The following is a 25,241-nucleotide window of genomic DNA, read 5'->3' as shown; positions in this document are numbered from 1 at the left end:
ATCTAGTTTCAGCGCCTAGCCAGTTTTCATCCCCGAAATAGCTTCCTTGAATATCATGTAACAAATCATGGCTTGAACTAGCGATGATTTGTTACAGCTCGAGGTCATAAGCCGGTTCCCTCCGGAGGGCAGGCCCGTCCTCGGAAATGCACGCATTTCCTTCGTGCGTGGGCGAACTCGGGATGCCCTTCAGTGTCCTGCGGGCCCTGTCTTATGCTTGTCGGGGCTAAACAAGGCGCTTCCACTTTTTATTTTCCCACTACGATTGTTCCTGATTTTTCCGGACAAGTCAATTTAAATGGTCCGGGAGCTCGATGATGGAGGCGATTCCCTGGCCTACTCCTACGCACATTGTAGCAAGGCCGTAACGGGTTTTGCGCCTGTTCATTTCATGTACCAGTGTGGTGAGGATACGGGCGCCGCTTGCGCCAAGAGGATGGCCGAATGCAATGGCTCCACCGTTTACATTGATTTTTTCTGGTGCGATTCCCATTTCCTTTATACACGCAAGTGATTGTGAGGCGAATGCCTCGTTTAATTCGCATAAGCCGATATCGTCCGGGTGCAAGCCCGCCCTTTGCAGCGCCTTCCTTACAGCGGCGATCGGTCCAAGCCCCATTACCCTCGGTTCAAGCCCTGCGGCGGCGGAAGCAACGTATTTGGCCAGTGGTTTTAACCCAAGTGCTTCCGCCTTTTCGGAACTCATTAGCAACATGGCCGACGCACCGTCATTTACCCCAGATGCATTGCCGGCCGTAACCGTTCCGCCACGGAATAATGGCTTTAGCTTCGCAAGTTTTTCGATTGTTGTATCGGCGCGTGGATGTTCATCCTGCTCAATGATGATTACATTTCCTTTTTTGTCCGTATAACTGACAGGCACAAGCTCATCCCGGAAGACTCCGCTTTCCATCGCCACCTTTGCCTTCATTTGGCTCTTGAAGGCAAATTCATCCTGTTCCTCCCTGCCAATTGAGTATTCCCTGGCGACATTTTCAGCTGTTTCCGGCATACTGTCTGTACCAAACTTCTCCTCCAGCGTTTTGTTAATGAACCGCCAGCCGATGGTGGTGTCGAACAATTCCATATTTCCGCGCGGGAAACCGGATTCAGGCTTTGCCATCACAAAAGGCGCGCGTGTCATGCTTTCGGTTCCGCCGGCGATGAAAATATCCCCTTCCCCGGCTATTATGGCCCTTGCCGCGTAATTGACTGCGTCAAGACCAGAACCACAAAGGCGATTGATTGTTGTTCCCGCCACTTCTACCGGAAGGCCTGCTAGGAGGGCTGACATCCTAGCGACATTGCGGTTATCCTCCCCAGCCTGATTGGCGTTTCCGAATACCACCTCTTCAATTTCATTCGGGTTTACAGCCGGATTACGCTCAACTAGAGCCTTGATGACGACAGCGCCAAGATCATCCGGCCTGATTAGCCTTAATGCTCCATTGTATTTCCCGATTGGCGTCCGAACCGCGTCAATGATAACAGCTTCCCTTCTTTTCATACTGATTACCCCCGATTCAAGGACTCTGTCCGATTGCTATAGTCGTATACCCCTCTGCCGCTCTTCCTTCCGAGGCGGCCCGCTTTGACATATTGCTCCAGTAGGGGGGCGGGACGGTATTTTTCTCCAAGCTTCTCATGGAGGTATTTAAGGTTGTTCAGCCTTGTGTCAAGGCCGACGAGATCCCCAAGTTCGAATGGCCCCATCGGATAATTCAGGCCAAGCCGGATGGCTTTATCGATTTCCTCAGGTGTGCCGACGCCTTCCTGAAGCATATAAAAAGCCTCATTTCCGACAAGAGCGCTGATCCTGCTCGTCACAAAGCCGGGGAATTCATTGACGACAACCGTTTCCTTTCCCATTTTTTCGGCGGCCGCCCTGATTTTTTCTGCCGTATCGTCGCTGGTCTCGAGACCGCGGACAATTTCGACAAGCTTCATTTTATGGACCGGATTGAAAAAATGCATGGCAATAACCTTTTCCGGCCGGTGTGTAAAAGACCCGATTTCCGTCGGGCTCATCGTGGACGTGTTCGTAGCAAAATAGCAGCCGTCAGGAGCATGCCGGTCAATCCTTTCGAAGATGTCCTTTTTAATGGAAAGAACTTCGGGTACAGCTTCAATGATTAGATCCGCTGTTTTAACTGCTTTCTCCAAATCGGTTGAATACGAAAGCCTGCCGATTCCCTCATTCATTTCGGAGTCGCTGAGCTTACCACGTTTTTTCGCCCCTTCAAAAATGGACAGGATGTCTGCTTTCGCTGCATCAAGCTGTTCCTGCCTAATATCGACCAATACAACCCGAAAGCCTCCTGCCGCGCTGACATAGGCAATCCCGCGCCCCATGACTCCCGATCCAATAACTACAACATTTTCCATACTCACCCGCCTACCTCCCTCTATCATTCTTTTAAAAACAGCGACAAGCACCTTTTTCAAGGTGCCTGGCTTATTGTATTTTTTTAAATCTCCAAAACCTTAAACGCCTAGAGGGTTTAACGGCTTCGGCCCGTAGTAGGAGATAATGCTCTTTGTTTCTGTATACAAATCAAGCGTCTCGATTGACAATTCCCTGCCAAATCCGGATTGCTTATAGCCTCCGAATGGTGTTCCCGGGAATGCGGAGAATGGGCAGTTGACCATGACGATACCGGCCTGGATTTGTTTTGAAACCCTGGTAGCCCTGCCGTAATCCTTTGTCCAGATGGCTGAGCCAAGGCCGTAGTCACTATCGTTCGCAAGCTTGATGGCTTCTTTTTCATCTGAAAATTTCATGACGACCACAACCGGGCCGAAAATTTCTTCGCGAACGGCTTTCATACCGTGATTCACATTTGTGAGAATCGTAGGCTCATACCAGTAACCCTGTTCGTAGCCTTCTACTTTTGCTTCCCGGCCGCCTGTTTCCGCCACCGCACCGTCTTCAATCGCTGACTTTACATAGCCATCAATTACTTCCAGCTGCGAGCGGCTTATGATGGCACCTACATGGGTCCCAGTATCGAAAGGGTTGCCAAGCTTAAGTTTTTTTGTTTTCGCAGTGAATTTTTCCATGAATTCATCGTAAATGTTTTCGTGTACATACAGCCTCGAGCGCGCCTCGCATGACTGGCCGCTGTTGTAGAAAATGCCAAAAAGCGACCCGTCGACAGCGGCGTCAATATCAGCGTCGTCAAAAACGATATTCGGCGATTTTCCTCCAAGCTCAAGCGTTACACGTTTCAGCGTCTTTGATGCTATTGCCATGATATCCTTCCCTATCGGCGTAGAACCGGTAAAGGCGACTTTGTCGACCTTTGGATGCTCGACTAGGTAATTGCCGATCTCGGAGCCCGCGCCAGGAAGGATATTGACGACTCCAGCTGGTACCCCCGCTTCGATGCAGATTTCCCCTAGGACAATTGCGGTCAGGGGAGTCAGGGAAGCAGGTTTTACGACTACCGAACATCCAACAGCGATTGCGGGGGCGATTTTCCATGCGGCCATCATCAATGGATAGTTCCACGGGATGATTTGCGCGCAGACGCCAACGGGCTCCTTCTCTGTTATGTTCTGGAACGCGCCCGGCATACTGTTGACAGCTCCTCTGAGGCTGACAATCGCGCCCGCGTAAAATTCGAAATCCTCGATTGCCTGCATCACTTGGCCCTGGGCGGCGGACAGCGATTTACCGGTATCAAGTATCTCCAATTCCACAAGTTCATTGAACCTGGAACGCATAATTGAAGCAATTTTATTCAACGTCCTGGAACGTTTATTTACAGGGGATCGGCGCCATTTGCCGTTATCGAACGCATCCCTTGCCGCCTGGACCGCGCGTTCCGCATCCTCAATGGACGCTTTGGCAACGCGGGCGATTTCTTCCCCTGTTGCCGGATTGATTGTCGCATATGTTTCGCCGGAGTCGCTGTCGGCACGCTCACCATTGATAATTAGCTGGTAAAGTTCTCTCTTCATTGCAAGAGTCTCGAATTTTTGCTCTTTTACTGTAGACATCGTTCCAGCTCCTTTTTCGATTGAATAATAGAATGTTATATTCCTTTAAAGACGGCTTTTCGTTTTTCGAGGAATGCCTGGACGCCTTCTTTATGGTCGCCCGTCAGGCTCGCGATCCGCTGGCTTTGGGCATCCCTATCCAGGAACTGTTCAATTCCCGATTCCCAGCTTGCTTTCAAATTGCGTTTGATCAAGCCGATTGCCTTTGTCGGCATCGCCGCCAGCCTGTCGCCAAAGGCTGACGTTTCATCGAAAAATTGGTCCACCGGGACAACTTTTGTTGCGAGTCCGATGCGCAAAGCTTCTTCGGCACCTATTTTTTCGCCAAGGACTGCAAGTTCCAGTGCTTTTGCATGCCCAACAAGGCGCGGCAAATAATAGAGGTTACCGGCATCCGGCACAAGCCCAACATGAATGAATGCCTGGAGAAAACTGGCCTTTTCGGAAAGAATCCTGAAATCGCATGCAAGGGCAAGGCTCATCCCCGCTCCTGCCGCTACTCCATTGACCGCGGCCACGATCGGCTTTTCGCATTTTTCTATTTCCATAACCATAGGGTTGTAGCGGTTCCTGAGTACATCGCTATAATCGGTATTTTCATCCACGTCCCCTAAATCCTGGCCGGAACAAAATGCCCTTCCTGCACCGGTAATGACAATCGCCCGCACAGATCCATCCTTTGCTGCTGTCCGGACCGCCGAAGCGACATCCTTATTCAGCTGTGCTGTAAAAGCATTAAGCTTATCTGGCCGGTTAAGGGTAATCCATGCGGTTTGCCCACGCACTTCGTATATCGCCGTTTTAAACAAAGCTATGTAACCTCCTCAACGGCCTCTAAATTGCGCCTTTCTTTTTTCAATAAATGCCTTCATGCCTTCTTTTTGGTCTTCAGAAGAAAACAATAGCGAAAAATTCTTCCGTTCGAACTGCATTCCTTCAAAAATGGAAGCGTCTATCGCCTTTAAAACCGATTCCTTAATGAACCGAACCGAGAGCGGAGGCATCTTTGCAAGCTCCTGCGCATACCGGGCTGTTTCATCCATAAGTGCCTCGCGCGCGAACACCTTGTTGACAATTCCGAAGTCGCTCGCTTCCTTTGCGGATATCCGTTTCCCGGTGAACAGCCACTCCATCGCCTTTGTTTTCCCGACAAGCTTTGTCAGCCTGACAGTACCTCCAGCGCCAGGCATCACCCCGAGAAGAACTTCGGGAAAGCCGAACTCAGCGTCCTCCGCGGCAAAAAGAAGGTCGCAGCATAATGCCAGCTCGAATGCCCCGCCAAGCGCGAAGCCATGGACCGCGCCAATAATTGGTTTTTTAATCCACGCCAGCCGGTCCCAATCGGTAAATTGATTGAGCAGTTCCATTTCGATTGATTCCGCGGAGGCCATTTCATCAATATCAGCCCCGGCTGCAAAGCAACGCCCCTTTCCGCTTAGGACAATGACCCGAACGTCTTCTGCTTTGTCGAAATCTTCCATTGCGGCTAAAATTTCGGCGACCATTCCCCGGTTTAGCGCGTTCAGGACTTCAGGCCGGTTCAGTTCGATAAACGCAACGGGCCCATCCGTTCTTGTTTCAATGAAACGCAAATCCCTACTCATTTACTTCCTCGCCAATCATCAACGTGACAAGATCCCCGGCGAAACTCATTACATCCTTACCGGACGCCTTTGCTTCATCGGTCTTCATGGCAGCTTTGAAGGAAGCCATGTCATCGTAATACATTTCGCACATTAAATAATAGGCTGGCTCCCCACCCATCGGGCTGCCAATAATCCTTGTAACGTCCATTTTCCTAAGGCCAGGAATTTTCGAAGTCAAAGGCCCGTGGGTTTTAAAATAATGCTCGTCAAACGCTTCCTTGTTCTCTGGATGCTTGTAAAGCGCAATCATTTTAATCATGTTCTTCTCTCCCCTATTTAGTATTAGGGCAAATCCGATATTCGGCTTTGCCCTGAATATCCTTACATCAAAGTAGAAACTGGTTTCATCGCCTCGAATGGATTTTTGCATGAACGGCAGTACAGGATGCTCCTGCACGCAGTCGGGCCAAAAATATTGTCGAGCGTCGTATACGGAGAACCGCAAAATGGGCAGTCCACTTCCCAACCACCTTCCTCCAGCTGCCTTGGCGGAGGGGCAATCCCGAATTCCTTCAAGCCCAAACGGCCAACTTCAGAAATCCGGTCCGTCGTCCATACCTCGCTGTAAACGAAATTTACGTCAATTTCTTTAAAGCTACCAATCCCTTCAAGGGCCTTCACCGTGTTTCCTTTTATCATGTCCAGTGCCGGGCAGCCAAGGAATGTCGGTATCAGGGAAACCTCCACCCTTGTTCCGGAAACCGTAATATCATGAAGCATACCAAGATCGACAATTGATACAGAGGGAATTTCCGGATCCATTACCGAATAGAGCGCTTTCATAACTATTTCTTTTGAGAGCATTTCTTGCGGTTTGTTCGCTTCCACACCAGTCATTCCTTTGCCTTAATTTTAATCCTACCAGCCTGCAGCAGGGTCAAATCTGTAAACTTCACTCAGAACGGAGAGCGCATCGTCAAGGTCCAGTGTATGCTCTCCATTTCTTCCCGAGCCGCCGGCCATTCCGAATTGTGCTGGGATCGATGCACCAACCTGTGAAAAAATCGGTTCCATACTGGCGATCCACTGTTCCTTCATGTCCTGGCTTCCGGCGATTAACCCATGGCTTGTTAATTCACTTTCCTTTCTTCCAAGGGAAAGGACATCGCCAAATCCTGCAGAAACCTTTGTCATTGCAGCTTCCATCCGGTCCCTTGCTTCCCCACCCGCCGCTATCAGCTGAGTGAACCACGTTTTCCAGTGGAGCTGGTGGTAATACAATTCCACATTCACCCTTGTTGCCGCTTCTGCCAGTGGAATGTAGCTGGAACGCATAAGCGACGCCATTTTAACTCTTTTGGCGACTGTATAGAAATAGTGGCGGACAACTGCAAATGCCCAGTCATAACGAGGTTCATTCAAATATGTTCCTGTCCCGTTCGCCATCTCAAGCAAAACTGCATTTTTCCGATCCCGTGCCGGACGGCCATGAGCCAATTCGTCCAAATTTCCCTCTCCCAGTTCTTCCAGCAGCTTGTAAAACATAGCCGCATGGCCCATTGTATCCTGGCTAATAGAAGAGAAGGCGACGTCTTCTTCGATATGCGGGGCGAGGCCGAGCCACTCAGAGCCCCTGTAGGCGACAATAAAGTCATCATCTGCAAGCTGGTAAAGCAATTCAACCGCCGCTTCCCTAAAGCCTTGTATTTCAGCCGCCATTTCCGGAGTTTTGATTGACACGCTCACCACCGCCTCCCCATGACATGATTTCCTTTTCATCGAGCATTTCCTGTTCGTACTGGCGCCATTTCTTTTTTAGGTATCCGTACCCTTTCGTATTCCGGTAGTCCTTGTTGTCCAGGCGCTTCAATGTCTCCTTTTCCTCGGCTGTCATTTTTCGGATGGCCGACCTTTTCACGACCCAAATATCAGCCACAGGTTCCCGGCGCATGAAGTTTTCCTGCGCCATTACGAGGGCAAGCTCTTCATTTGGCGCTAGAAGTGAAAACTGATATTGGATTGGAGACGTATCAGACCGTTTGCTGAATACTTCATATTCCTGGTAAAAGCTGTTTTCCGGCAAATGCGCCCCTCCTTTCTTCTTCATAAAGTATTATCAATTGGTCTATTGATACATATTAACAATTGAATAATTCTATTTACCTCATAGAATTTATATCTATGAAAGAACCGGGGCTCCGAGGGCTTCCCGGACCCATGCATTTGTTTCGTAGGAAATTTTCCGGAGTCTTAGGCGCTCTTCCGATTTAGGCCCTTTGTTTTTGATAATTTCCTTGAATCTGCTCCAGTCCGGCTGGCGATAAACCCACTGCCCTGTTTCTTCATCAAAGCGCATCGTAGGGTCAGGAAGTTTCAAGCCGAGAGACAGAACACGTGGAATGTATTTTGTAAAGAAGTCCTGGCGCAGTTCTTCATTCGTTTTTGTGCGGATTTTGTATTTTATCGTGATATCCTGTTTTGATGTACCGGTCGTCGAGGCATCCCCCGGACCGAAGAACATAAGCAAGGAATCCCACCAACGGTTGAGGGAATGCTGGATCATCGCTTTTTGCGCATCGGTTCCTTCGGCAAGGGCGATGATAATTGACTCGCCGTGCTGGGCATGGAATACTTCCTCTGCGCAAATCCTCTTCAGTGCGCGGGCATACGGTCCATAAGAGGCATCGAGCATATTCGTCTGTGTGATGATCGCAGCCCCATCGACAAGCCAGCCGATCAAACCGGCATCCGCCCAGGTAGGAGCTTCCATGTGAAAGACATTATGAAACTTCAAATCTCCACTGAACAAATCTTCCATAATGGATTCACGATTTTTTCCATAAGGTTTCATTAAATCCTCCGCAACACGGAGGAGGAGCTGGCCGTGGCCCATTTCGTCCTGTACTTTAGCCATGATCCCTAGCTTCCTTTTTAAGGATGGAGCCTTTGGAACCCATTCTTTTTCGGGCAACGCCCCCATGATTTCACTGATGCCATGCATGGAAATCAGCTTGATGAGCGTCTTTCTGTATTCATCAGGCATCCAGTCATCCGCCTCAATTTTCTCACCCGCATTGATCCGGTCCATAAACTGCTCGAGTTTAACATCATCAGACAAGTGATTTTGGTTTGCCAATTTACACCCTCCAGTCTTCAAATATTATATAACGGGTTTTTACCGTAGATGTTATCTAGTGTTATATATTTATTTCAAAAATAACTTCTTGATAGTGAAAAGTCAAATAATTATTCTGAAAATTAGTTATATTCCTTAAAATAGGCGGTCCGACGAGCAAAAAAAATAGCCCTTCACATAAATGCGAAGGGCCCAAATTTATAGAAAGAGGGTGAGAAACTAACATAGTAATAAATATTCAGTTCTTTTCAAGGAAGGCATCCAATTCAACATGGACAATTTCCAAATCCGTGCAGCGATGGCCGGAATGCATTTCTAGCAATTGGTCAATATCAATTGTAACGAGATCCATGTCGCACCTCCCTGCTGCTTTTACCAAATGATTCGGGGTTGAACAAGCCTTTTTGGGGGTGTCCAAAAATAAATTTTTATTTTTTTGAAAAAAAAAGTTAGTCTGAAAAAAACCCGGCATCCGCCGGGTTCTCCCACATTTTAATGCTGTTCCGCGAGTTTCCTCTGTTTGAATTTGCCTGCGAAGATGACCGCGATGATTATGATGATGATAAAAGCCCACTTTATAATAGGGTTTTGCTGGAAGAAACCAGCAAGGAATTCTTCTCCCGTAATCATATGAGCCGCTGTATAAGCCAGCACACCTGCTCCGAATGTAATAATGATTGGGAAGCGTTCCATCCATTTCAGAATGATTGTGCTGCCCCATACAACGATCGGGATGGAAATCAGCAATCCGAGGATGACTAGAAGCGGATGTCCGTTCGCTGCCCCGGCGACTGCAAGTACGTTATCAAGGCCCATTAAAGCATCGGCTATGATAATCGTTTTAATCGCCCCCCAGAAACTCGCGCCTGCCTTAATGTCATGTCCGCTTTCTTCAGTTAGGAGCTTGTACGCAATCCAAACAAGCAAAATGCCGCCAATTAAACGGAGGCCCGGTATCATCAGCAGCCATACGACCAGGATTGTGGCCGTGGCGCGGATGATAATCGCTCCGACAGTCCCCCAGATAATCGCCTTCTTCTGCTGGTTCTTTGGAAGCCTCCTCGCCGCGAGCCCAATTACAATCGCATTGTCGCCCGCGAGCACGAGATCTATGATGATGAGGGATAATAATGCTGACCAAAACTCTGCTGAAAATAACTCCATTGCTAATCACTCCATAACAATAATATTTGCTTTCTTATTAAAACTATTCCAACCCAATCCTGTGCTTTTCCCTTAATGAATCCGGTGCAAGCTTAATGATTTGCTGGAGGATCAGCAGCAAAATGCCGACGTCGTCAACCAGCCCGAAAAACGTGAAGAAATCGGGGATGGCATCGAACGGGAGCAGTAAATATCCGGCGAAGAAACCGACAGATAACAACTTTTTTTTCAAAGGAACCGTATCCGATTTAAAAAAATCAAACAGGAAAGGCCCGAATTTTCTTATCGTAAAAACCATTTTGATCCGTTTCCAAAATTTCCTCATCGTTTCACCTCATACCCTATCGTTAAAATTGGCTGTACATTACCATTTCCCTTTTAGAGAAGTGGGTAAAAGTACATATATTTCCAGAAAAAAAGAAAACAAAAGACCTTTACCGGCAAACGGTAAAGGTCTCGCTTACAACGAAAAGTTGCCAACAAAGCCGGGGATCCTTCCCGTCATGACGACTTTGCTGTCTCAGCTACTCCCCTTTAAGGGCTATAGTATAATTTTAGAAAAACGATGGGCCGCCGTCAAGGATTTTTATGGCACCTAAAAAAAGGACTTAGGATTGTTCCTGCATGCTTGCAAGTCAAGCCCTCTTTTTTCCCGGCCTTCTTAACGCTTCATAAACAATTGGGACAATAACAAGCGTCAACAGCGTCGAACTTGTCAGTCCCCCGATTACTGTCACGCCCAGCCCCCTTGAGATGACGCCGCTTCCTTCAACTCCCATTGCAAGCGGAATCAAGGCGCCGATGGTAGCGATTGCCGTCATTAGAATCGGCCTTAGGCGCGTAACGCCAGCTTCAAGAAGTGCTTCCCTAACCGAGTATCCTTCTTTTTCTTTATTGATGACACGGTCGATAAGGACGATTGCGTTTGTTACGACAATTCCAATCAGCATGAGCGCGCCAATCATCGCGGAAATCGAAATGGTTTCCTTTGCGATCAGGAGTGCCACAAGGCCCCCGATAATGCTGAATGGCAGGGAAAATAATATCGCAAACGGCGCGAGTGCCCCGCCAAACGTCAGGACAAGGATGAAGTAAACGATCGCGACTGCGGCTAGCATTGCCAATCCAAGCTGGGTGAAAGATTCCCTGATATCTTCCGTTACTCCGCCCGTTTTAATATCGACTCCGGCAGGCAAGGAAAGCTTATCGATTTCCTTTTGGATGTCTGCCGAGACTTTTGCGACATCCTTTGTGCGCAGTTCACCGCCAACGGAAACAAATAATTTCCCGTTGCGGCGATGGACAGTATCGGATGTTGTGCCTTTTTCCACGGAAACCAATTCTGCAATTTTAACCTCTATTCCGAGCGGAGAGATGACAGTTTGGTTTGTCACATCATTGATATCTTTAAATTCCTTTTTGTCTGCCTGAATATAAACCGTTATGTTCCGGCCATCTTTTTGGATGACCGCCGCAGCAGGCCTTTCCCTTTCCTGCATGAGCGCCATTCCAACCTGCCCCGCGGTAAGCCCGAGTTTGCCGGCTTTCGTTTGGTCAACCTTCAAGGCATATTCCTCATAGGAAGCGGAAATGCTCGTTTCAACATTCCGGAGAGATGAGTGATCTGCCATGATTGTTTCGATTTTGCCGACAACCGGCTCAAGCTGCTGAAGGTTATCACCATAGACATAATAGGTTATGCTATTGCTTGCACCAGCGCCGGAAAAGTCTTGGGTTGCCCACTCGCCTTTATCGGTCCGGTCCTGAAGGGCTTTAACAACCCTTTCCTTTTCGTTTTCAAAGTCTTCCGTATCATTATCATACTTTACAAAAAACATTGCCTGGTTGGAAGCTCCCGGATTCATCGGGTTTCTTCCCCCTGCGGAATATTGCACGGTTTGAACGTCTTTCCTTTCAAGAAGGAAGTCATTGGCTTTGGTAGCCGTATCGGCAACCTGTTCGAGCGTTTGGCCGGGTGCGGGGTTGAATGTAAGGATGGCCATTTTCTCTTCCTCGGATGGTATGAAGCTAACCCCAATTTTTGGCACAAGCAAAAAGCTTCCTATCAAAAGTAGGACAGCCAGGCCAAATGTGACGATTTTATGATTGAGCGACCATTCCAATATTTTTTTGTAAGTACCGGCCAAGATTCCCGGTTTCCCTTCGCTATGCTTGTCCCCAACACCTTTTTTCAAAAGGGAATGGGCAAGCATCGGCACCAAAGTTACTGCGACAAGCAGGGAGGCCATCAAGGCAAACACAATGGTTAGGGCGAATGGCAGAAACAGTTCGCCTATTTGCCCCTCGACAAAGCCGAGCGGCAGAAACACTGCGACAGTTACAATCGTCGATGAAAAAATCGGGATGAACATTTCGAGTGTGGCTGATTTAATCAGTTCGCTCCCTTTGAGCTTTTCCGTTTTTAATGACATTCTTCTATATATATTCTCGATAACAACGATGGAGTCGTCGATAACCCTGCCGATTGCGACTGTCATCGCGCCGAGTGTCATAATATTTAACGTGATGTCCATTTGCTTCAGCGCCAGGATGGCGATCAATAACGAAAGCGGAATCGAGATAATGCTTATAATGGTAGATTTAAAGCTTCGAAGGAACAACAGAATGATGGCAACGGCAAACAACGCTCCGAATAATGCTTTGCTGAGCATCGTTTTGACCGATTCCTCTATCGGTGTCCCCTGGTCGAATGTAAGTGTAAATTCGGCATTCTTCCACTCGTTCTTGAATTTCTTCAATTCTTCCTTAACTTCGTTGGCGACTTCTACTGTGTTCGCTTCCGGAGCCTTGATAATCTGAAGCCCGATGGACTCTTTGCCGTTCGTCTTTGAAATCGACTCAGCCCTGCCGACAATTTTCACATCAGCTAATTCCTGAAGTTCCACAGTTGGGAGGCCCGCCGGGTATGGATTGGCCGTTCCCTGACCGTCCGGCAACTGAGGCTGGGCGCCAGTTGAAGGAGTGGCGGCCGGCGGTGTTTGCCCGTTTCCAGGAGCCTGCTGTGACCCCGGCTGTAAGGCAGGGGCATTGCCGGTAGCGCCTGCCGGATTAAGGGTGTTTTGTCCATTCCCACCCTGGCCGTTCGCCTCCTGTCCGGTTCCACCCGATATGGAAGGGAAAATCGGAATTTCCACCTTATTAAGATCTTTCAGAGTCGTAATTTGGCCGTCCACCAGAATGGATTTTTGTGTTTCTCCGAGAGTATACAACCCGAGAGGCAAGGAAACTGTCGACCCTTTTAGCACTGAGAGAATCGTTTGCTCGGATAAACCATACTGGGCCAATTTTTCTTTTTTAAAAACAAGCTGGCCTTCCTCGATGTTCTGGCCGGAAATCTGGACGGATGCTACCCCTTCCAACCCTTCAAGCGCGGGGACAAGCTCGCCTTCCACTTTTTCTGTCAGGCTCGCAAGCGACTCACTTTCATTTGAAACACTCATCGCGATAATTGGAAAGGCGTTGAAGGAAATTCGTGAAACTTCCGGTTCCCCCGCCCCTTCTGGAAGCTGGAAATCACTCAATGCCTCATCCGCCTCGCGCTTGGCTTCCTCCATATCCTTTTTATAGCTGTATTCTATTTGAAGAGAACTTGCATTTTGATACGAGCTCGAACTTACGTTTTTTACGCCGTCAAGGTTTTGGAGGCGTTTCTCCATCGGCTCTGAAAGTTTTGCCGCCACTTCCTCCGGTGATGCCCCAGGCAGGATGGTTGTTACCGTAATAACAGGAATCGTGATATCCGGCAAGGTTTCAAGTTTCATCCTAATCCCGGAATAAAGTCCCGCGACGGTGACCATAATCGTTAGAAGCCAGATGGCAAACTTATTTTTCAGCGAAAAGTCAATGACGTTTCTCAAAAGTGCGTACTTCCTTTCGAAATGCTTTGAATTTTATTCCAAACTACACTATATCGGGTTCTGTAATATCGGTCAATCAAAATATGGGGAAAATAATGGATTGTAGAACTACTATGCCGTTCCCTTAACTGCCAATGGGCAGAAATGAATAGATTTCATTACTCACAGCTAATAGGCCATAATCCCCTTTTGAGTGTGCTAAATAGTTTAAGGGATGGCAGCCGCCATCCCTCATTCTTAATCCCACCCTTTTAATGAAGAAACAAGTTTTTCCTTCAGGCGTTTTCCAAGCGCTTCCCCGCCTTTTTCAGGATGTTGCTTCCTCCATTCATTGTAGCTGGCAATTCCGATCAGAAGTGTGCCGGCTGCAAGGAGATAGCCCCACCATGGGAGATTTCCCCATAACGGCCGTGTCTGCAGGAACAAATTAAGCAGCAGGACGCCTGCACCGGTAATAAAGTACGATTTTATCCTGTAAAACATTCCGGCAAGCATAGAAACAAGTGACAATGTCCCAAGAATAAGGGCATCGTAAACGGTGTTGCTTTCAAGCCCATCCTGGATGAGGGCAATCGCTGCAATAATGAGGACTGCCCATTGCAGTTTGCCGGTCAACTGGGTATACATGCCCTTCAACGTTTTCCTTAAATAGATGATCAGCGCGACAAATGGCAGGACATATGCTTCCCGTTCTAACAGCACGGGAATCGAGAGTTTGCTGATTACCCCGTAATAAGGCTGAAGCAAATACGCTCCTGATAGGAATGGTATAAAGAACCCGATTGTTTTATTCATTCTCTTCCGTTGCAGCAACAATGTAAAGGAAACAAGCAGTCCAGGAAGAGCGATCATCCAGATGGATTCTCCTGAAAGCGAATATAGAGAGGCATAATATAGAAACGCCCCGAAGGTATACCAGTCGAATTGCGAATACTGGATTTGGCTGCCGCTTTTCAGCAAACGGGGATAGACAAAGTAGCCAATTCCCGCATGGGCTAGCCCAATTGCCGCGGTTACGATAAATATCCATTCCGTCTTAAGACCTGAGCCTGACAAATATCCCATGGTTGCGAAAAACATAAACAAAACCGGCAAAATTCCAAGCAAATCCCATTTTACCTTATGCAACAAGCCAAGCGTCGCGGCTCCATAAACCAAAGTAATCGCGTACGGGAGGAGCGTGAATGGATCCATGAATGCGACAGCGGCGATGCCGAATATGGAAAACACTGCGAGAAAGTGTTGCGTCAGCTTTTTCAATTCTGCTTTTAAAAGCAGCCAGGCAAAAAGGAGTATGAAGCTCGTGGCCGGAAATTCGTAACTGCCCGAATAATCCCTTATGGCGATATCGAATCCTTTAGTGACCGTAAGGAATAGTGTTGTGTACGCGCTGTATAAAAACAATGTCTTATTCCAGCTGTCTTTAGCCACAAAACAGGAAAGACAATAAATGGCAATTGATGCAGAAAAGCTGTAAATTGACCATGCAGGAAAAGCGAACCACACAAGGAGTAACGAAGCCGGAAGCAAGATATGTCCCAACCATGCATATCCCTTATGCAAAAGAGCATCCTTTTTCATCAGCCCCAAGGAAAGCAACAAGAGTACGAATGCCCCAATGGGTACAAGTAGCGATTCTGCAAACTCGCTAAATTTTATTTGTGAATAGGCTGAAGCAACAACTGAAAAATAAAAACCAAGTGTTACTGTACTGATAAGCATGGCCACCGTCTGGATTCGATGCAGCCTATAAAGCAGGAAATACATCCCTAAGGCGCAAAGGACAAGCACCGGGCGGACAATCAGCGGATCGATTTCCCAAAAAGCGGATGCTATAAGGCCAGGGGTATACAGAAGCTGAGCTGTATAAAAGAAGGATCCAGCCAGTTCCCGGTCCCCTTTGTTCTTCAAAAACAGCGACAGCCCGAGCAAGAAAACAGCCCCCGCGGCGAAGGCCGTTGGATAGCCCCATTCTGTTCTGAAAGCATCGGATTCAATCATCGCTTTTTGACAAAAAGCAAGGACCGACAATCCCGCGGATACGGGAACTACCCAAATGGACAAGCTCCGGAAAACAGGTCTTTTCTCTATTAGTTTCACAATAAATAGCCAACCAGAAAAAAGAATGAGCATCACTCCGAGTTCAATCCATTCCCGGAAACCTAAGGCAATCAGGATTGAGAGCAGCATTGCGGCCAAACCAAGATCCCTTGCTGGCAATTTTATTGGCGCCAACTCCTTCTTCGTGGCCAGTACTCCAATGACCAAAAACAATACGGAACCAGCTAAATACATTCCGGTTTGCTGGCTGATGCCAAAGACATATTTTCCAAACAAGGAAGCAGCTTCATAAAACGCTGTCCCAAGAAACGCGGCGCTTAAATAAGGGAATGCCGGCAATTTCTCTGTATGGGAGAGATACAGGAAATTCCCTGCAATGATAATATAAGCAAGCAAAAGGACAAACGAAGGCTCCCCTGCCTTAAGGAATATCCCTTCGAGCGAGATGTAAAAGAATGCAAGAATGGAAACGATGGCGCTCGTGTACCGGAAAACCGTATCGAGCATCAAATTCCCTTTCAGCCCCTTTGGTATGAAGACAAAGCCAAATGCGATTGCCGCGTAAAAAATGGCGCCCGCTTCATCAAGGATGGAATGTTCAATCAACTGGTATGCTCCGTACACGGCCATTGTGCTGAAAATAAAATGATACTGCTTTTTTCCGCTCACAAACATCATAGACAGGTAGATGGCCGCGGTCAGAAGGAGATTAAAGCTATAAATAAGTTTGCTGTCATAGAAAAACAGCATTAGCAATGTGGACACGACCAGATTGGCCTGGATAAAGACCGGGAACTCCTTAAGGAACAACGCAATGGATGGCCTGCCACGCAATTTATAGAAAAAGAAAATGATTGCCGCATTATAGCCCATGATGCCAAGATAGAAATAATCAATCGCCAGGTGGAAGGATGCCAGCAAAAATCCCGCCGAAACAGATATTGCAATAAGAGAAAACCAGACGAAGAGCCTCGATTCAAGCCTTTTGGCAAAGAAAACATACGCTGCCGCCGGGAGGATGCTGCCTATAAATCCGAGCAGATACTTCCCTTCACCGGTTACGGACAAATTTTCCCCAAGCAGGCCAAACCAGCCAAGTGAAAGGACGAATATCGGCAAAAACAAGCTTCCGAGAACGATGAAGGCAAATGCCGTCTTTTCGATTTTCAGTATTCTTGAAGACAAATAGGCGAATCCGTAAAAAAGGAGCGAAACGAGTGCAATCGCGCTGCTTTTCATTCCAGGGGACATTGTCTCCCAATTGCTCGTTGCAACGAACAGACCACCGACAAGAAGGAAAATGACCCCGATATTTAGAAGCCATGATATATTTCGTTCCCTCATTTGTTCATTCGTAAGGACTTTTTTTGGTTTTTTCGGCATGCCCGGTGGTTTTGGTACGTGCTTTAGCGGAGAGCTGCTTTCAAGGATTGGGACGGATGGCGGCTGAATAACCGGTTCCTGATGAGCTAGGCGGGCTTGCAAGGCCTCTTCCCTTTTCCTGTCTTCTTCCAAAAGGTCCTGGTGGTACTGGAAATGGGCATTGGCCACTTCGTCCATGATTTCGGGCTTCAAATAGCCTTTTTCTTTCATATTGAATAGTTCCCGCCTGAATATTCTCCGGGCTTCACTCCTAAAATTAGGTTCCATCCAGCATCCCCCCTAATCGGATTTGTTATGTAAGTTAGGAAAAAGAATCCAAATGTTCTTCTTATAGTGTAATTTTACACATTTAGCAAAAATTTTCAATCCTTTTAATTTGTAGTTATGATAATTTTTACAGGGCACCAAAAACGAAATCCTGTTAAATTAAAGGATTTTTGGTTCCAGGGAAAGAAATACTACAGGGAGAACTTTTAGGAGGAATTAAAAGATGGACCAAAAGCTTCGTGATTATTTTGTACATAACAGGGAAAGGCAATTGAATGAATTAAAGGAATATCTCGCAATCCCAAGCATTTCCGCGATTCCCTCCCATAAAGAGGATATGTTGAAGGCAGCGGAATGGACGGCGGATATGATGAGGAAAATCGGACTTGAAAAAGCGGAAGTCTATACTGGAAAAGGCCATCCGATCGTATATGGTGAATGGATGAAAGCTCCAGGAATGCCAACTGTCCTCATGTATGGCCATTACGATGTACAGCCGGTCGACCCGCTTGAATTATGGGATACGCCTCCGTTCGAAGCTACAATCAGGGACGGGAAACTTTATGCGCGCGGTTCAAGTGATGATAAAGGCCAGGTATTCATGCATTTAAAAGCAGTCGAAGCCATTTTACAAACACATAGACAGCTTCCAGTAAATATTAAGTTCTTAATTGAAGGTGAAGAAGAAATCGGGAGCCCGACCCTCCCTGCGTTTGTTGAGGAAAAAAAGGACCTCCTAGCGGCGGATGTACTTGTCATTTCCGATACCACCCTGCTTGAACGGGGCAAGCCGGCAATCGTGTACGGCCTCCGGGGCATGACCGGAATCCAAATCGATGTAAAGGGTGCATCGGGGGATTTGCACTCCGGGCTTTACGGCGGCGCAGTCCAAAACCCGATTCATGCGATCGTTGAAATCCTCGCTTCCATGCGGGCTAAAAATGGCTTTATTACTGTAGAGGGATTTTACGATAAAGTAAGGGAACTGACCGCGGAGGAACGGTCGGAATTCGCTGGCCTGGGCCAAAGTGAAGAGGCGATGGCTAGCCAGCTTGCCGTTCCGGAACTCTTTGGCGAGGAAGGCTTTACCGCCCTTGAACGAATTTGGGCTCGTCCCACACTTGAAGTAAATGGAATTTATGGAGGCTTCCAGGGCGAGGGACTTAAAACGGTCATCCCTTCAGAAGCACATGCAAAAATAACGTGCAGGCTTGTACCTGACCAGGATCCACAGGAAATCGCTGACCTCCTCGAAAGCCATGTTAAAAAAGTGGCGCCAAAAGGGGTAACAGTTACCGTCACTCAGTTTGACAAAGGTGCGCCATTCCTCACCCCTTTCGACCATCCGGCCATCCAGCTAGCGGGAAAGGCATATGAAGAGGTATACGGAGTCCCGACGGCCTACATCCGGGGCGGAGGGTCAATCCCGGTAGTAGCGTCATTCGCCGAGATCCTGAACATGCCGATTGTTATGATGGGATTTGGGCTGTCAGATGAAAATTTTCATGCGCCAAATGAACATTTCAATCTAGAAAACTTTGATAAGGGCCTTGAAGTAATCGCCAGGTATCTTTTTAAACTGGACGGGAGCTTATAGGAAACTTTTTATGAGCCGCGGTCTTCCGTTGAAGGTTTGGAAGATTGAAAAAGGGCAGCCCAATTGAATAGGGCTGCCCTTCCTGTTTATTTATCGTCAACAAATTTGCCGTAGTCCGGAATCGCAATTTCATCAAATTTCTCAACAAGAAGAGCGAGGTTTTCACGTAAAGTCTTCCCTGTCATTGGGCGTCCGTGGCCAGTGATGGCTACCATTGGTTTCATAGAGGCGAGTTTTTCGACAGAAATCCTTGCTGTCTCCCAATCTGGGGTTAAATAACGTGGTGGCCCGCTGATTTCCTGCTCCTGGGTAAACACCTTATAAAGGGATTCCTGTTTAACAGTCACAAAGGCATCCCCGGCAATAAGGGCGCCATCTTTTTCACGGAATAAAGAAACATGTCCCTGTGTATGCCCTGGTGTATGGATCCATCTCCATCCTTCCATAAACGGGACAGTCCCATCCTGTGGAAGCGCCTGTACATGGCCGTCAATTGTGATTGCTTCATTTGGGTAATATGGGGAAATCTTTGCAAGCAATCCCCCCTCCACTGTCGGATCCGGTTTAGGATAGTCCTTCTCTCCCCTTAAAAATGGCAATTCCAGCTCATGCGCATAAACTGGCATTCCCCACTTTTCGATAAGTTCGGTTATTCCCCCAACATGATCAAAATGGCCATGGGTCAGAATGAGAGCTTTAGGAGGGTTATTTTTGCCAAATCTCTCTTCCGCTTCAATAATAATATTGTCACCGGATCTTGGCATTCCGGCATCAATGAGAACCCAGTCATTTCCCTCGCCCGGATAGCCGTAAAAAACGACATTGACAATTTGAAAAGGGAAATAATACAAGTCGCTTGTTATTTGCTCTCCGATACCACTGTCGATGCTGGTCATCGGGATGATTTTTTTTTCTGCTTTGTTCTCCATTGTAAAACCTCCAATCCTTTGCTCTCTTTCCTTATACCCGCTCCCTGTTCATTTATTCACAAAAAAGCAAGCAGGAATAGGTTGTAAGCGCTAGGCCCGTCCGATAAGCTATCAGCTATTTGCCCACAGTTCCAGTGGTTTGGTATACTTTACACGAAATAAAAATTTTGGAGGCATTATGCTGACTTTTCAAGAAAAAATCGCAATCATGGAAGCGTTCCCGGAATTGGAACGCAAAAACGTATCTTTGGGGCGTGTGAACTACCAATTTGAAGGCAGTGAGATCGACAAGAAAAATGTAGTTTACCATCTTCATCCTAATGGCAACGGATTTGTATATGCTCGTGGCCTGGATGGCTATAAGACGGATGAAAAAGGATTCGTTAATATCAGGGACTTTTCCGCTGAGGAACTCAAATCACTTGTTGCAAAGTCGATTTCACTTTTGTCAGGTGTTGAAGCACCGGAAACCGTTTCCGGAACTACGCCTGAAAGATGGTTGAATAAGGAAAATGATGTCCTAGTTGTTGCGCATGAAGATGAATTATGGAATGTTTATTTTGGCGCAAATCTTGAAGAGAGCTTTGGTACATACAAGGAAGTGGAAGACTATATGGCGGAAGAAGGATTTACGAAGGATAGATAATGTCCGGTAAGCCGTTTGTTTTAATAACAAGATCGAATTGAATCTCTACATCATGAGTGAATGCCAAACTAGGCCGGTACCTGAATGAAAGGGCCGGCCTAATCAAATTGCTGCTTTACTTATTCAATAATGGTAAATGGCTCCCACTCATCCGGAAAAAGGCTCATATATTTCTGCTGCAAGAATCGGTCGTCGATTAAAAGAATTGTACCGGTGTCTGTCTCGGAGCGGATTAGCCTTCCGCCAGCTTGAAGAACTTTGACCATTCCTGGAAATGTGTAGGCATAATCATACCCATTGCGCCCCGTTGAAGAATAAAACTTCTTTAGCAAGTCTCGTTCGAATGAAATCTGTGGAATCCCAGGCCCTACTATAACCACCCCATTAAGGCTATCTCCGGGAAGATCAATTCCCTCTGAAAAAATTCCACCAAGAACGGCAAAACCAACAAGGCTGTTATTGCCCCTTGTCCTGAAGTGAGAAAGGAACTCATCCCGTTCCTCCTCACCCATATTGGATTGCTGGATAATATATTCTACCTCATTCCCAGGCTCGAGGATATTCACTACCTTCTCCATGAATTGATAGGATGGGAAAAAACAAAAATAATTCCCAGGCCTTTCATCGAGAAGCATCCGGATGGTATCGGCAATACGGTTGTAAGAACGCTCCCTGTCCCTATAGCGGGTGGACAAAGCTTGAATAAATACATCCGTCTGGCTAGTATCAAACGGCGAAGAAACGGACAGGAATGGATCGCCCTCTACTCCGCCGAGCATTTCCCTAAAATAATCGGGCGGAACCAATGTTCCGGAAAAGAAAACTTTTGCCCTAAATCCCTTTCCGGTTTTCCTGAGCAATTCGGACGGATCCAGGCAAAACAGTTTTATTGAAACTTCCCCGTGATTCACTGTGGTATAGACGGCAAATCGTTCATCTGCCACCATTTCGGCTTTTAAAAAATTCTGGGCATTAAAATACGCATCGAGCAGCATTTCTTCGGAAGCGGACTCGGCCGCAAGCTGCTTTTCGGCTTCGCCGACAAACTCTCTTACCGTTTCCACGAGCCCTTCAGGCAATTCCTCAAGCAAGCATTCTCTTTCACCTGACAGCCTTTTCCTCGCGTCGATAAAAAATTGGTTGACCTTGGAGGCTGCCTTTCCCAATTCACGGTTTGCTGATTTGTAGCCTCTTTTAACCGTAAGGAAAAGAGACTTCTCGAGTGAAGCGGAGAACATGTCTCTGGCACGATCGGGAAGATTGTGGGCTTCATCTACGAGCAGGGCCGCCCGTTTCTTTTTTTCATCAAAAAGACGCTTTAACGAAACACGCGGATCGTAAATATAGTTGTAATCACAAATCACCACATCGGCAAGATAAGCAAGGTCCAGAGAAAATTCGAATGGGCAAACACGATGTTTCCGGGCGTACGTTTCAATTTTTTCCCTGTTCAAAAACGTCCCGTTCTCCAATATATTAAGGACCGCCCCATTAATCCGGTCGTAATAGCCAGCGGCAAATGCGCAATTTCCTGGCTGGCACCCGTGTTCTTCATTGAAGCATGTTTTCTCCTTTGCAGTAAGGGAAACAGAGGTTACGTGAAGCCCCTTGGATGCCATTAGGGCCAGCGCCTGCTCCGCGGCCTTCCTGGTCGTTGTCCTTGCGGTAATATAAAAAATATGGCCAATATTTCCCTCGCCCATCGCTTTTATGGCAGGGAACAGTGTCGAAATTGTCTTTCCAATCCCGGTCGGTGCATTTACAAATAAATTCCCTCCCTCATTGATAGTCCGGTATACAGAACCGGCAAGCGGTTTTTGCCCGGGCCTGTAAGCTGGGAAAGGAAAGGCAAGCTTTTGCGCCGTTTCTGTCCGCCTTTCCATTAGGGAAATCGTAAGTTTCGCGTAGGGGGCGAAATCGATTAGCAGCTGTTGAATAAATTGCTGTAACTCATTTATAGAAAAAATTCGATTAAAATGCTTTTGTTCATATGTAGCCCTTTGAACATAAGTAATTCTTACGCCAATCTGGCCGATTCCCTGTTCAGCCGCCACAATATACGCATAGCATTTCGCCTGTGCCCAGTGGACGGGATAAGAGTCCACTTCAATCGTATCAAGATTTAGTGAAGTAGACTTGATTTCATCAATAACGAGTTGCCCGTCTTCCAGAAGCAGGCCATCACATCGTCCATCAATGATAAAATCAATGTCTTCGTATTGGATTGAAATTCGGAGTGGGACTTCTTTTTGATCGCCCTCTTTATACCTCTTTTGGACAAATTGGTGGGCTTTTGTGCCCTCCGCCATCGCAGATGCCGCGCCAATTCCGGTTTCAATACTGCCGCTCCTGTATACGTACTCCGCAAGTGCCCTTGCAGATATATGGAAATCTGCCATTTTCTTTCCCCTTTTAGCGAATATATGTTCTTTCATCGTACCATAACCCAAGAGGAATACGAAACTACAAAATGCGCAAGCGTCATCGTGATAAACCAAAATCGCCTCGGAACAAATAAAGGGCGTCTTTCCATGCGTGCTAATTGTGGGGAGTCTTCCTTTATGTCCATGCTGATTATTCTGCTTTAGAAAATAAAAAGGCGAAGGATTTCTCCTTCGCCTTTTTTCTTATTCATTCATATCTTCCACAGGAATGTCTTCCTTTATATATTCATAGTCGTTCGGGTTGATTGGTTTGAAGCCGTCAGGAGTGTAAAACCTCAACAAATCCTTAAGGACGATTTCATCCGACAGTTGAAGTTCGTTTTTTACCCTTTCCGCATTTTCGGCGCACATTGCTTGATCTTCCAGCAGTTCGCCAGTGGCCGTATCATAGCACTTCTCGTTCACCTGAGTCACTTTAGATGAAATGAAATCGCCATTCCTGAAACTAACTACCCCGTGATGCTGCGGAGATAGCAAGTCAGAACCGAATTCAAGGAAGTCTTTCGTATCGATTCCAAGAAGATGCAGAACGGTCGGGCGAACATCAATTTGGCCGCCAAATCTGTCAATTTGCTCAGCTTTTACGCCTGGTGCATGGATAAACACAGGAACCCTCTGAAGCTGCGCGTTTTTGAATGAGGTAATTTCTTCACCAATTACCTGGCTCATTGCTGCGTTATGATTTTCAGAAATTCCGTAGTGGTCCCCGTACATGACAATCATTGTATTGTCATACAGACCGGAAGCTTTTAGGTCATTGAAGAACTGCTCAATTGCCTGGTCCATGTAATTCGCTGATTGGAAATAATGGTCAACAACATTATTTCCGGTTGTACCCGCCGGAAAGTCTGTATCCCCTTCGTCCATTTCAAATGGGAAATGGTTGGACAGGGTAATAAACTTCGTGTAGAAAGGCTGTTCCAATGTTTTCAGCAATGGAATGGATTCCTTAAAGAAAGGCTTATCCTTCATTCCATAGTTTTTTGTTTCTTCTTCTTTCATCGTGTAATATTCTGCGTCAAAGAAACGGTCGTAGCCAAGCGCTTTATACATAACATTCCGATTCCAGAACGTTTTATAGTTTCCGTGGAAAACCGCGGAATTATAGCCATAGCCCTTCAGGATTGCTGGGGTTGCATGGAACGTGTTCTGTGCCTTGTTGATGAATACGGAACCTTGTGACATCGGGTAAAGGGAGTTTTCCATCAAAAATTCGGCATCTGATGTTTTTCCCTGGCTAGTCTGATGGAATACGTTGTTAAAGTAGAACGTATTTGGATCCCTCGTCAACGAGTTGAGGAAAGGTGTAACCTCCTGCCCGTCAAGTTTATAGTCGATGATGAAGTTTTGAAGCGATTCGAGGGAAATGTAAACCACATTCATCCCTTTTGCTTTCCCAAAATATTTCGGATTCGGTTCGGTATAGTTCGCATTCCTGTAGTTTTGGATTTCGGTAATATCGCTGCTGTCCGCCAGCGCCCGCTGGCTGGATGATTTAATGTTTTGAACCGCATCATAGATGGTAAAGTTGTATGCCCCAAGGTACTTCACAAGATACGCCCTGTCAAACGAACGTGTAAGCAGCTGTGGGCGGTCTTTTTCAGCAAGGCCAAGGTTGAACAGGAACGTTGTTACCGCAAATAACATCGCAAGCCTGAATGAACGCTTTCCAGGTTCCCTGAATTTCCCGAATGCTTTAACAGCCAAAAAGGCAAGTAAAATTGTGTCGGTAAAATAAAATACATCTGTAAAGGACATTAGCGATAGCGCGCTGTCGCCAAGTTGCCCCGCATTTGTCTTTGTCTGCATCAAAACCGGTACTGTAATGAAATCATTAAAGAATCGGTAATACACAATATTTGCGTATAAAAGGAAGGAAAGGACAAAGTTTAATATCAGGATGACTGTAAACTGGATCTTTTTCCTGAACAAAAGCGCGAATCCAAAGAAAAAGAGTGCCGAGCTAATCGGGTTAATCAATAAGAGGAATTCCTGTAAGCCATTGTCAATTCCAAGATTAAATTCAATATTGTAAGCAATATAGGTTTTTATCCAAAACAGTGTGACCGCCAGGATAAAGAAGGAATATTTTTTATTTTTCCAATCTACGGTTTGTTTGAATTGCAACATCTTGAGTCTCCTTTCACT

General features: G+C 46.8%; 19 protein-coding genes. 2 read left to right on the top strand and 17 right to left on the bottom strand.

Annotated elements, in window-relative coordinates; all coding sequences use genetic code 11:
* Positions 1–289: 289 nt before the first annotated feature.
* The 14 genes from V1499_RS12110 to V1499_RS12045 all read right to left on the bottom strand — a co-directional run bounded on the left by V1499_RS12110 (position 290) and on the right by V1499_RS12045 (position 17,477).
* Positions 290–1,507, bottom strand: a complete 1,218-nt coding sequence (locus V1499_RS12110) for an acetyl-CoA C-acyltransferase (protein ID WP_409270176.1) — start codon at positions 1,505–1,507, stop codon at positions 290–292.
* Between the two features lie 5 nt (positions 1,508–1,512).
* Positions 1,513–2,385: a 3-hydroxyacyl-CoA dehydrogenase gene (locus V1499_RS12105; RefSeq protein WP_409276288.1), complete on the bottom strand. Its 873-nt coding sequence runs from the start codon at positions 2,383–2,385 to the stop codon at positions 1,513–1,515.
* A gap of 99 nt (positions 2,386–2,484) precedes the next feature.
* Entirely contained in the window at positions 2,485–4,002 is a 1,518-nt protein-coding gene (locus V1499_RS12100) for an aldehyde dehydrogenase family protein (protein WP_409270175.1), read from the bottom strand.
* A gap of 35 nt (positions 4,003–4,037) precedes the next feature.
* Complete coding sequence (locus V1499_RS12095; RefSeq protein ID WP_409270174.1) at positions 4,038–4,811, bottom strand: enoyl-CoA hydratase-related protein; 774 nt, start codon at positions 4,809–4,811, stop codon at positions 4,038–4,040.
* 15 nt (positions 4,812–4,826) lie between these two features.
* Entirely contained in the window at positions 4,827–5,606 is a 780-nt protein-coding gene (locus V1499_RS12090; protein WP_409270173.1) for an enoyl-CoA hydratase/isomerase family protein, read from the bottom strand.
* Positions 5,599–5,907, bottom strand: a complete 309-nt coding sequence (locus tag V1499_RS12085) for an EthD family reductase (protein WP_409270172.1) — start codon at positions 5,905–5,907, stop codon at positions 5,599–5,601. The genes V1499_RS12090 and V1499_RS12085 overlap by 8 nt, the downstream gene beginning before the upstream one ends.
* Positions 5,908–5,969: 62 nt before the next feature.
* Positions 5,970–6,452: a 1,2-phenylacetyl-CoA epoxidase subunit PaaD gene (gene paaD, locus V1499_RS12080; protein ID WP_409276287.1), complete on the bottom strand. Its 483-nt coding sequence runs from the start codon at positions 6,450–6,452 to the stop codon at positions 5,970–5,972.
* A gap of 54 nt (positions 6,453–6,506) precedes the next feature.
* Positions 6,507–7,307 carry a 1,2-phenylacetyl-CoA epoxidase subunit PaaC gene (gene paaC / locus V1499_RS12075; RefSeq protein ID WP_409276286.1) on the bottom strand — a complete coding sequence of 267 codons (801 nt, stop codon included), beginning with the start codon at positions 7,305–7,307 and terminating at the stop codon, positions 6,507–6,509.
* The gene (gene paaB, locus V1499_RS12070; protein ID WP_409270171.1) at positions 7,297–7,671 is read right to left on the bottom strand and encodes a 1,2-phenylacetyl-CoA epoxidase subunit PaaB; all 375 of its coding nucleotides are present in this window, start codon (positions 7,669–7,671) and stop codon (positions 7,297–7,299) included. Before paaB ends, paaC begins: the two co-directional genes overlap by 11 nt.
* Positions 7,672–7,767: 96 nt before the next feature.
* On the bottom strand, positions 7,768–8,676 hold the full coding sequence (gene paaA, locus V1499_RS12065; protein WP_409276285.1) for a 1,2-phenylacetyl-CoA epoxidase subunit PaaA: 909 nt from the start codon (positions 8,674–8,676) through the stop codon (positions 7,768–7,770).
* A 540-nt stretch (positions 8,677–9,216) separates the two neighbouring features.
* Positions 9,217–9,888 (bottom strand): TerC family protein, encoded by a 672-nt coding sequence (locus V1499_RS12060; RefSeq protein WP_409270170.1) that lies wholly within the window; start codon positions 9,886–9,888, stop codon positions 9,217–9,219.
* Between the two features lie 43 nt (positions 9,889–9,931).
* On the bottom strand, positions 9,932–10,213 hold the full coding sequence (locus V1499_RS12055; protein WP_409270169.1) for a YkvA family protein: 282 nt from the start codon (positions 10,211–10,213) through the stop codon (positions 9,932–9,934).
* Between the two features lie 310 nt (positions 10,214–10,523).
* On the bottom strand, positions 10,524–13,766 hold the full coding sequence (locus V1499_RS12050; protein WP_409270168.1) for an efflux RND transporter permease subunit: 3,243 nt from the start codon (positions 13,764–13,766) through the stop codon (positions 10,524–10,526).
* Between the two features lie 237 nt (positions 13,767–14,003).
* Entirely contained in the window at positions 14,004–17,477 is a 3,474-nt protein-coding gene (locus V1499_RS12045; protein WP_409270167.1) for a hypothetical protein, read from the bottom strand.
* Positions 17,478–17,700: 223 nt separating this feature from the next.
* Between V1499_RS12045 and V1499_RS12040 the strand changes: the two genes are divergently transcribed.
* Positions 17,701–19,074, top strand: coding sequence for a dipeptidase (locus V1499_RS12040; protein WP_409270166.1), 1,374 nt, complete (start codon positions 17,701–17,703; stop codon positions 19,072–19,074).
* An 86-nt stretch (positions 19,075–19,160) separates the two neighbouring features.
* Here the strand turns inward: V1499_RS12040 and V1499_RS12035 are convergent, their stop codons facing one another.
* Positions 19,161–20,003, bottom strand: coding sequence for an MBL fold metallo-hydrolase (locus V1499_RS12035; protein ID WP_409270165.1), 843 nt, complete (start codon positions 20,001–20,003; stop codon positions 19,161–19,163).
* A 178-nt stretch (positions 20,004–20,181) separates the two neighbouring features.
* On the opposite strand from V1499_RS12035, the gene V1499_RS12030 reads away from it, so the two are divergent.
* Entirely contained in the window at positions 20,182–20,649 is a 468-nt protein-coding gene (locus V1499_RS12030; protein ID WP_409270164.1) for a hypothetical protein, read from the top strand.
* Positions 20,650–20,768: 119 nt separating this feature from the next.
* Here V1499_RS12030 and V1499_RS12025 read toward each other — a convergent pair whose 3' ends face one another.
* On the bottom strand, positions 20,769–23,048 hold the full coding sequence (locus V1499_RS12025) for a helicase C-terminal domain-containing protein (protein WP_409270163.1): 2,280 nt from the start codon (positions 23,046–23,048) through the stop codon (positions 20,769–20,771).
* 228 nt (positions 23,049–23,276) lie between these two features.
* Positions 23,277–25,223, bottom strand: coding sequence for an LTA synthase family protein (locus V1499_RS12020; RefSeq protein WP_409270162.1), 1,947 nt, complete (start codon positions 25,221–25,223; stop codon positions 23,277–23,279).
* Positions 25,224–25,241 lie beyond the last annotated feature (18 nt).

The organism is Neobacillus oceani (assembly GCF_046237595.1).
GTDB lineage: Bacteria > Bacillota > Bacilli > Bacillales > Cytobacillaceae > Bacillus_D > Bacillus_D oceani.
Note: the sequence above shows the minus strand (reverse complement) of the source record. Positions and strands in the feature narration are given on the sequence as shown.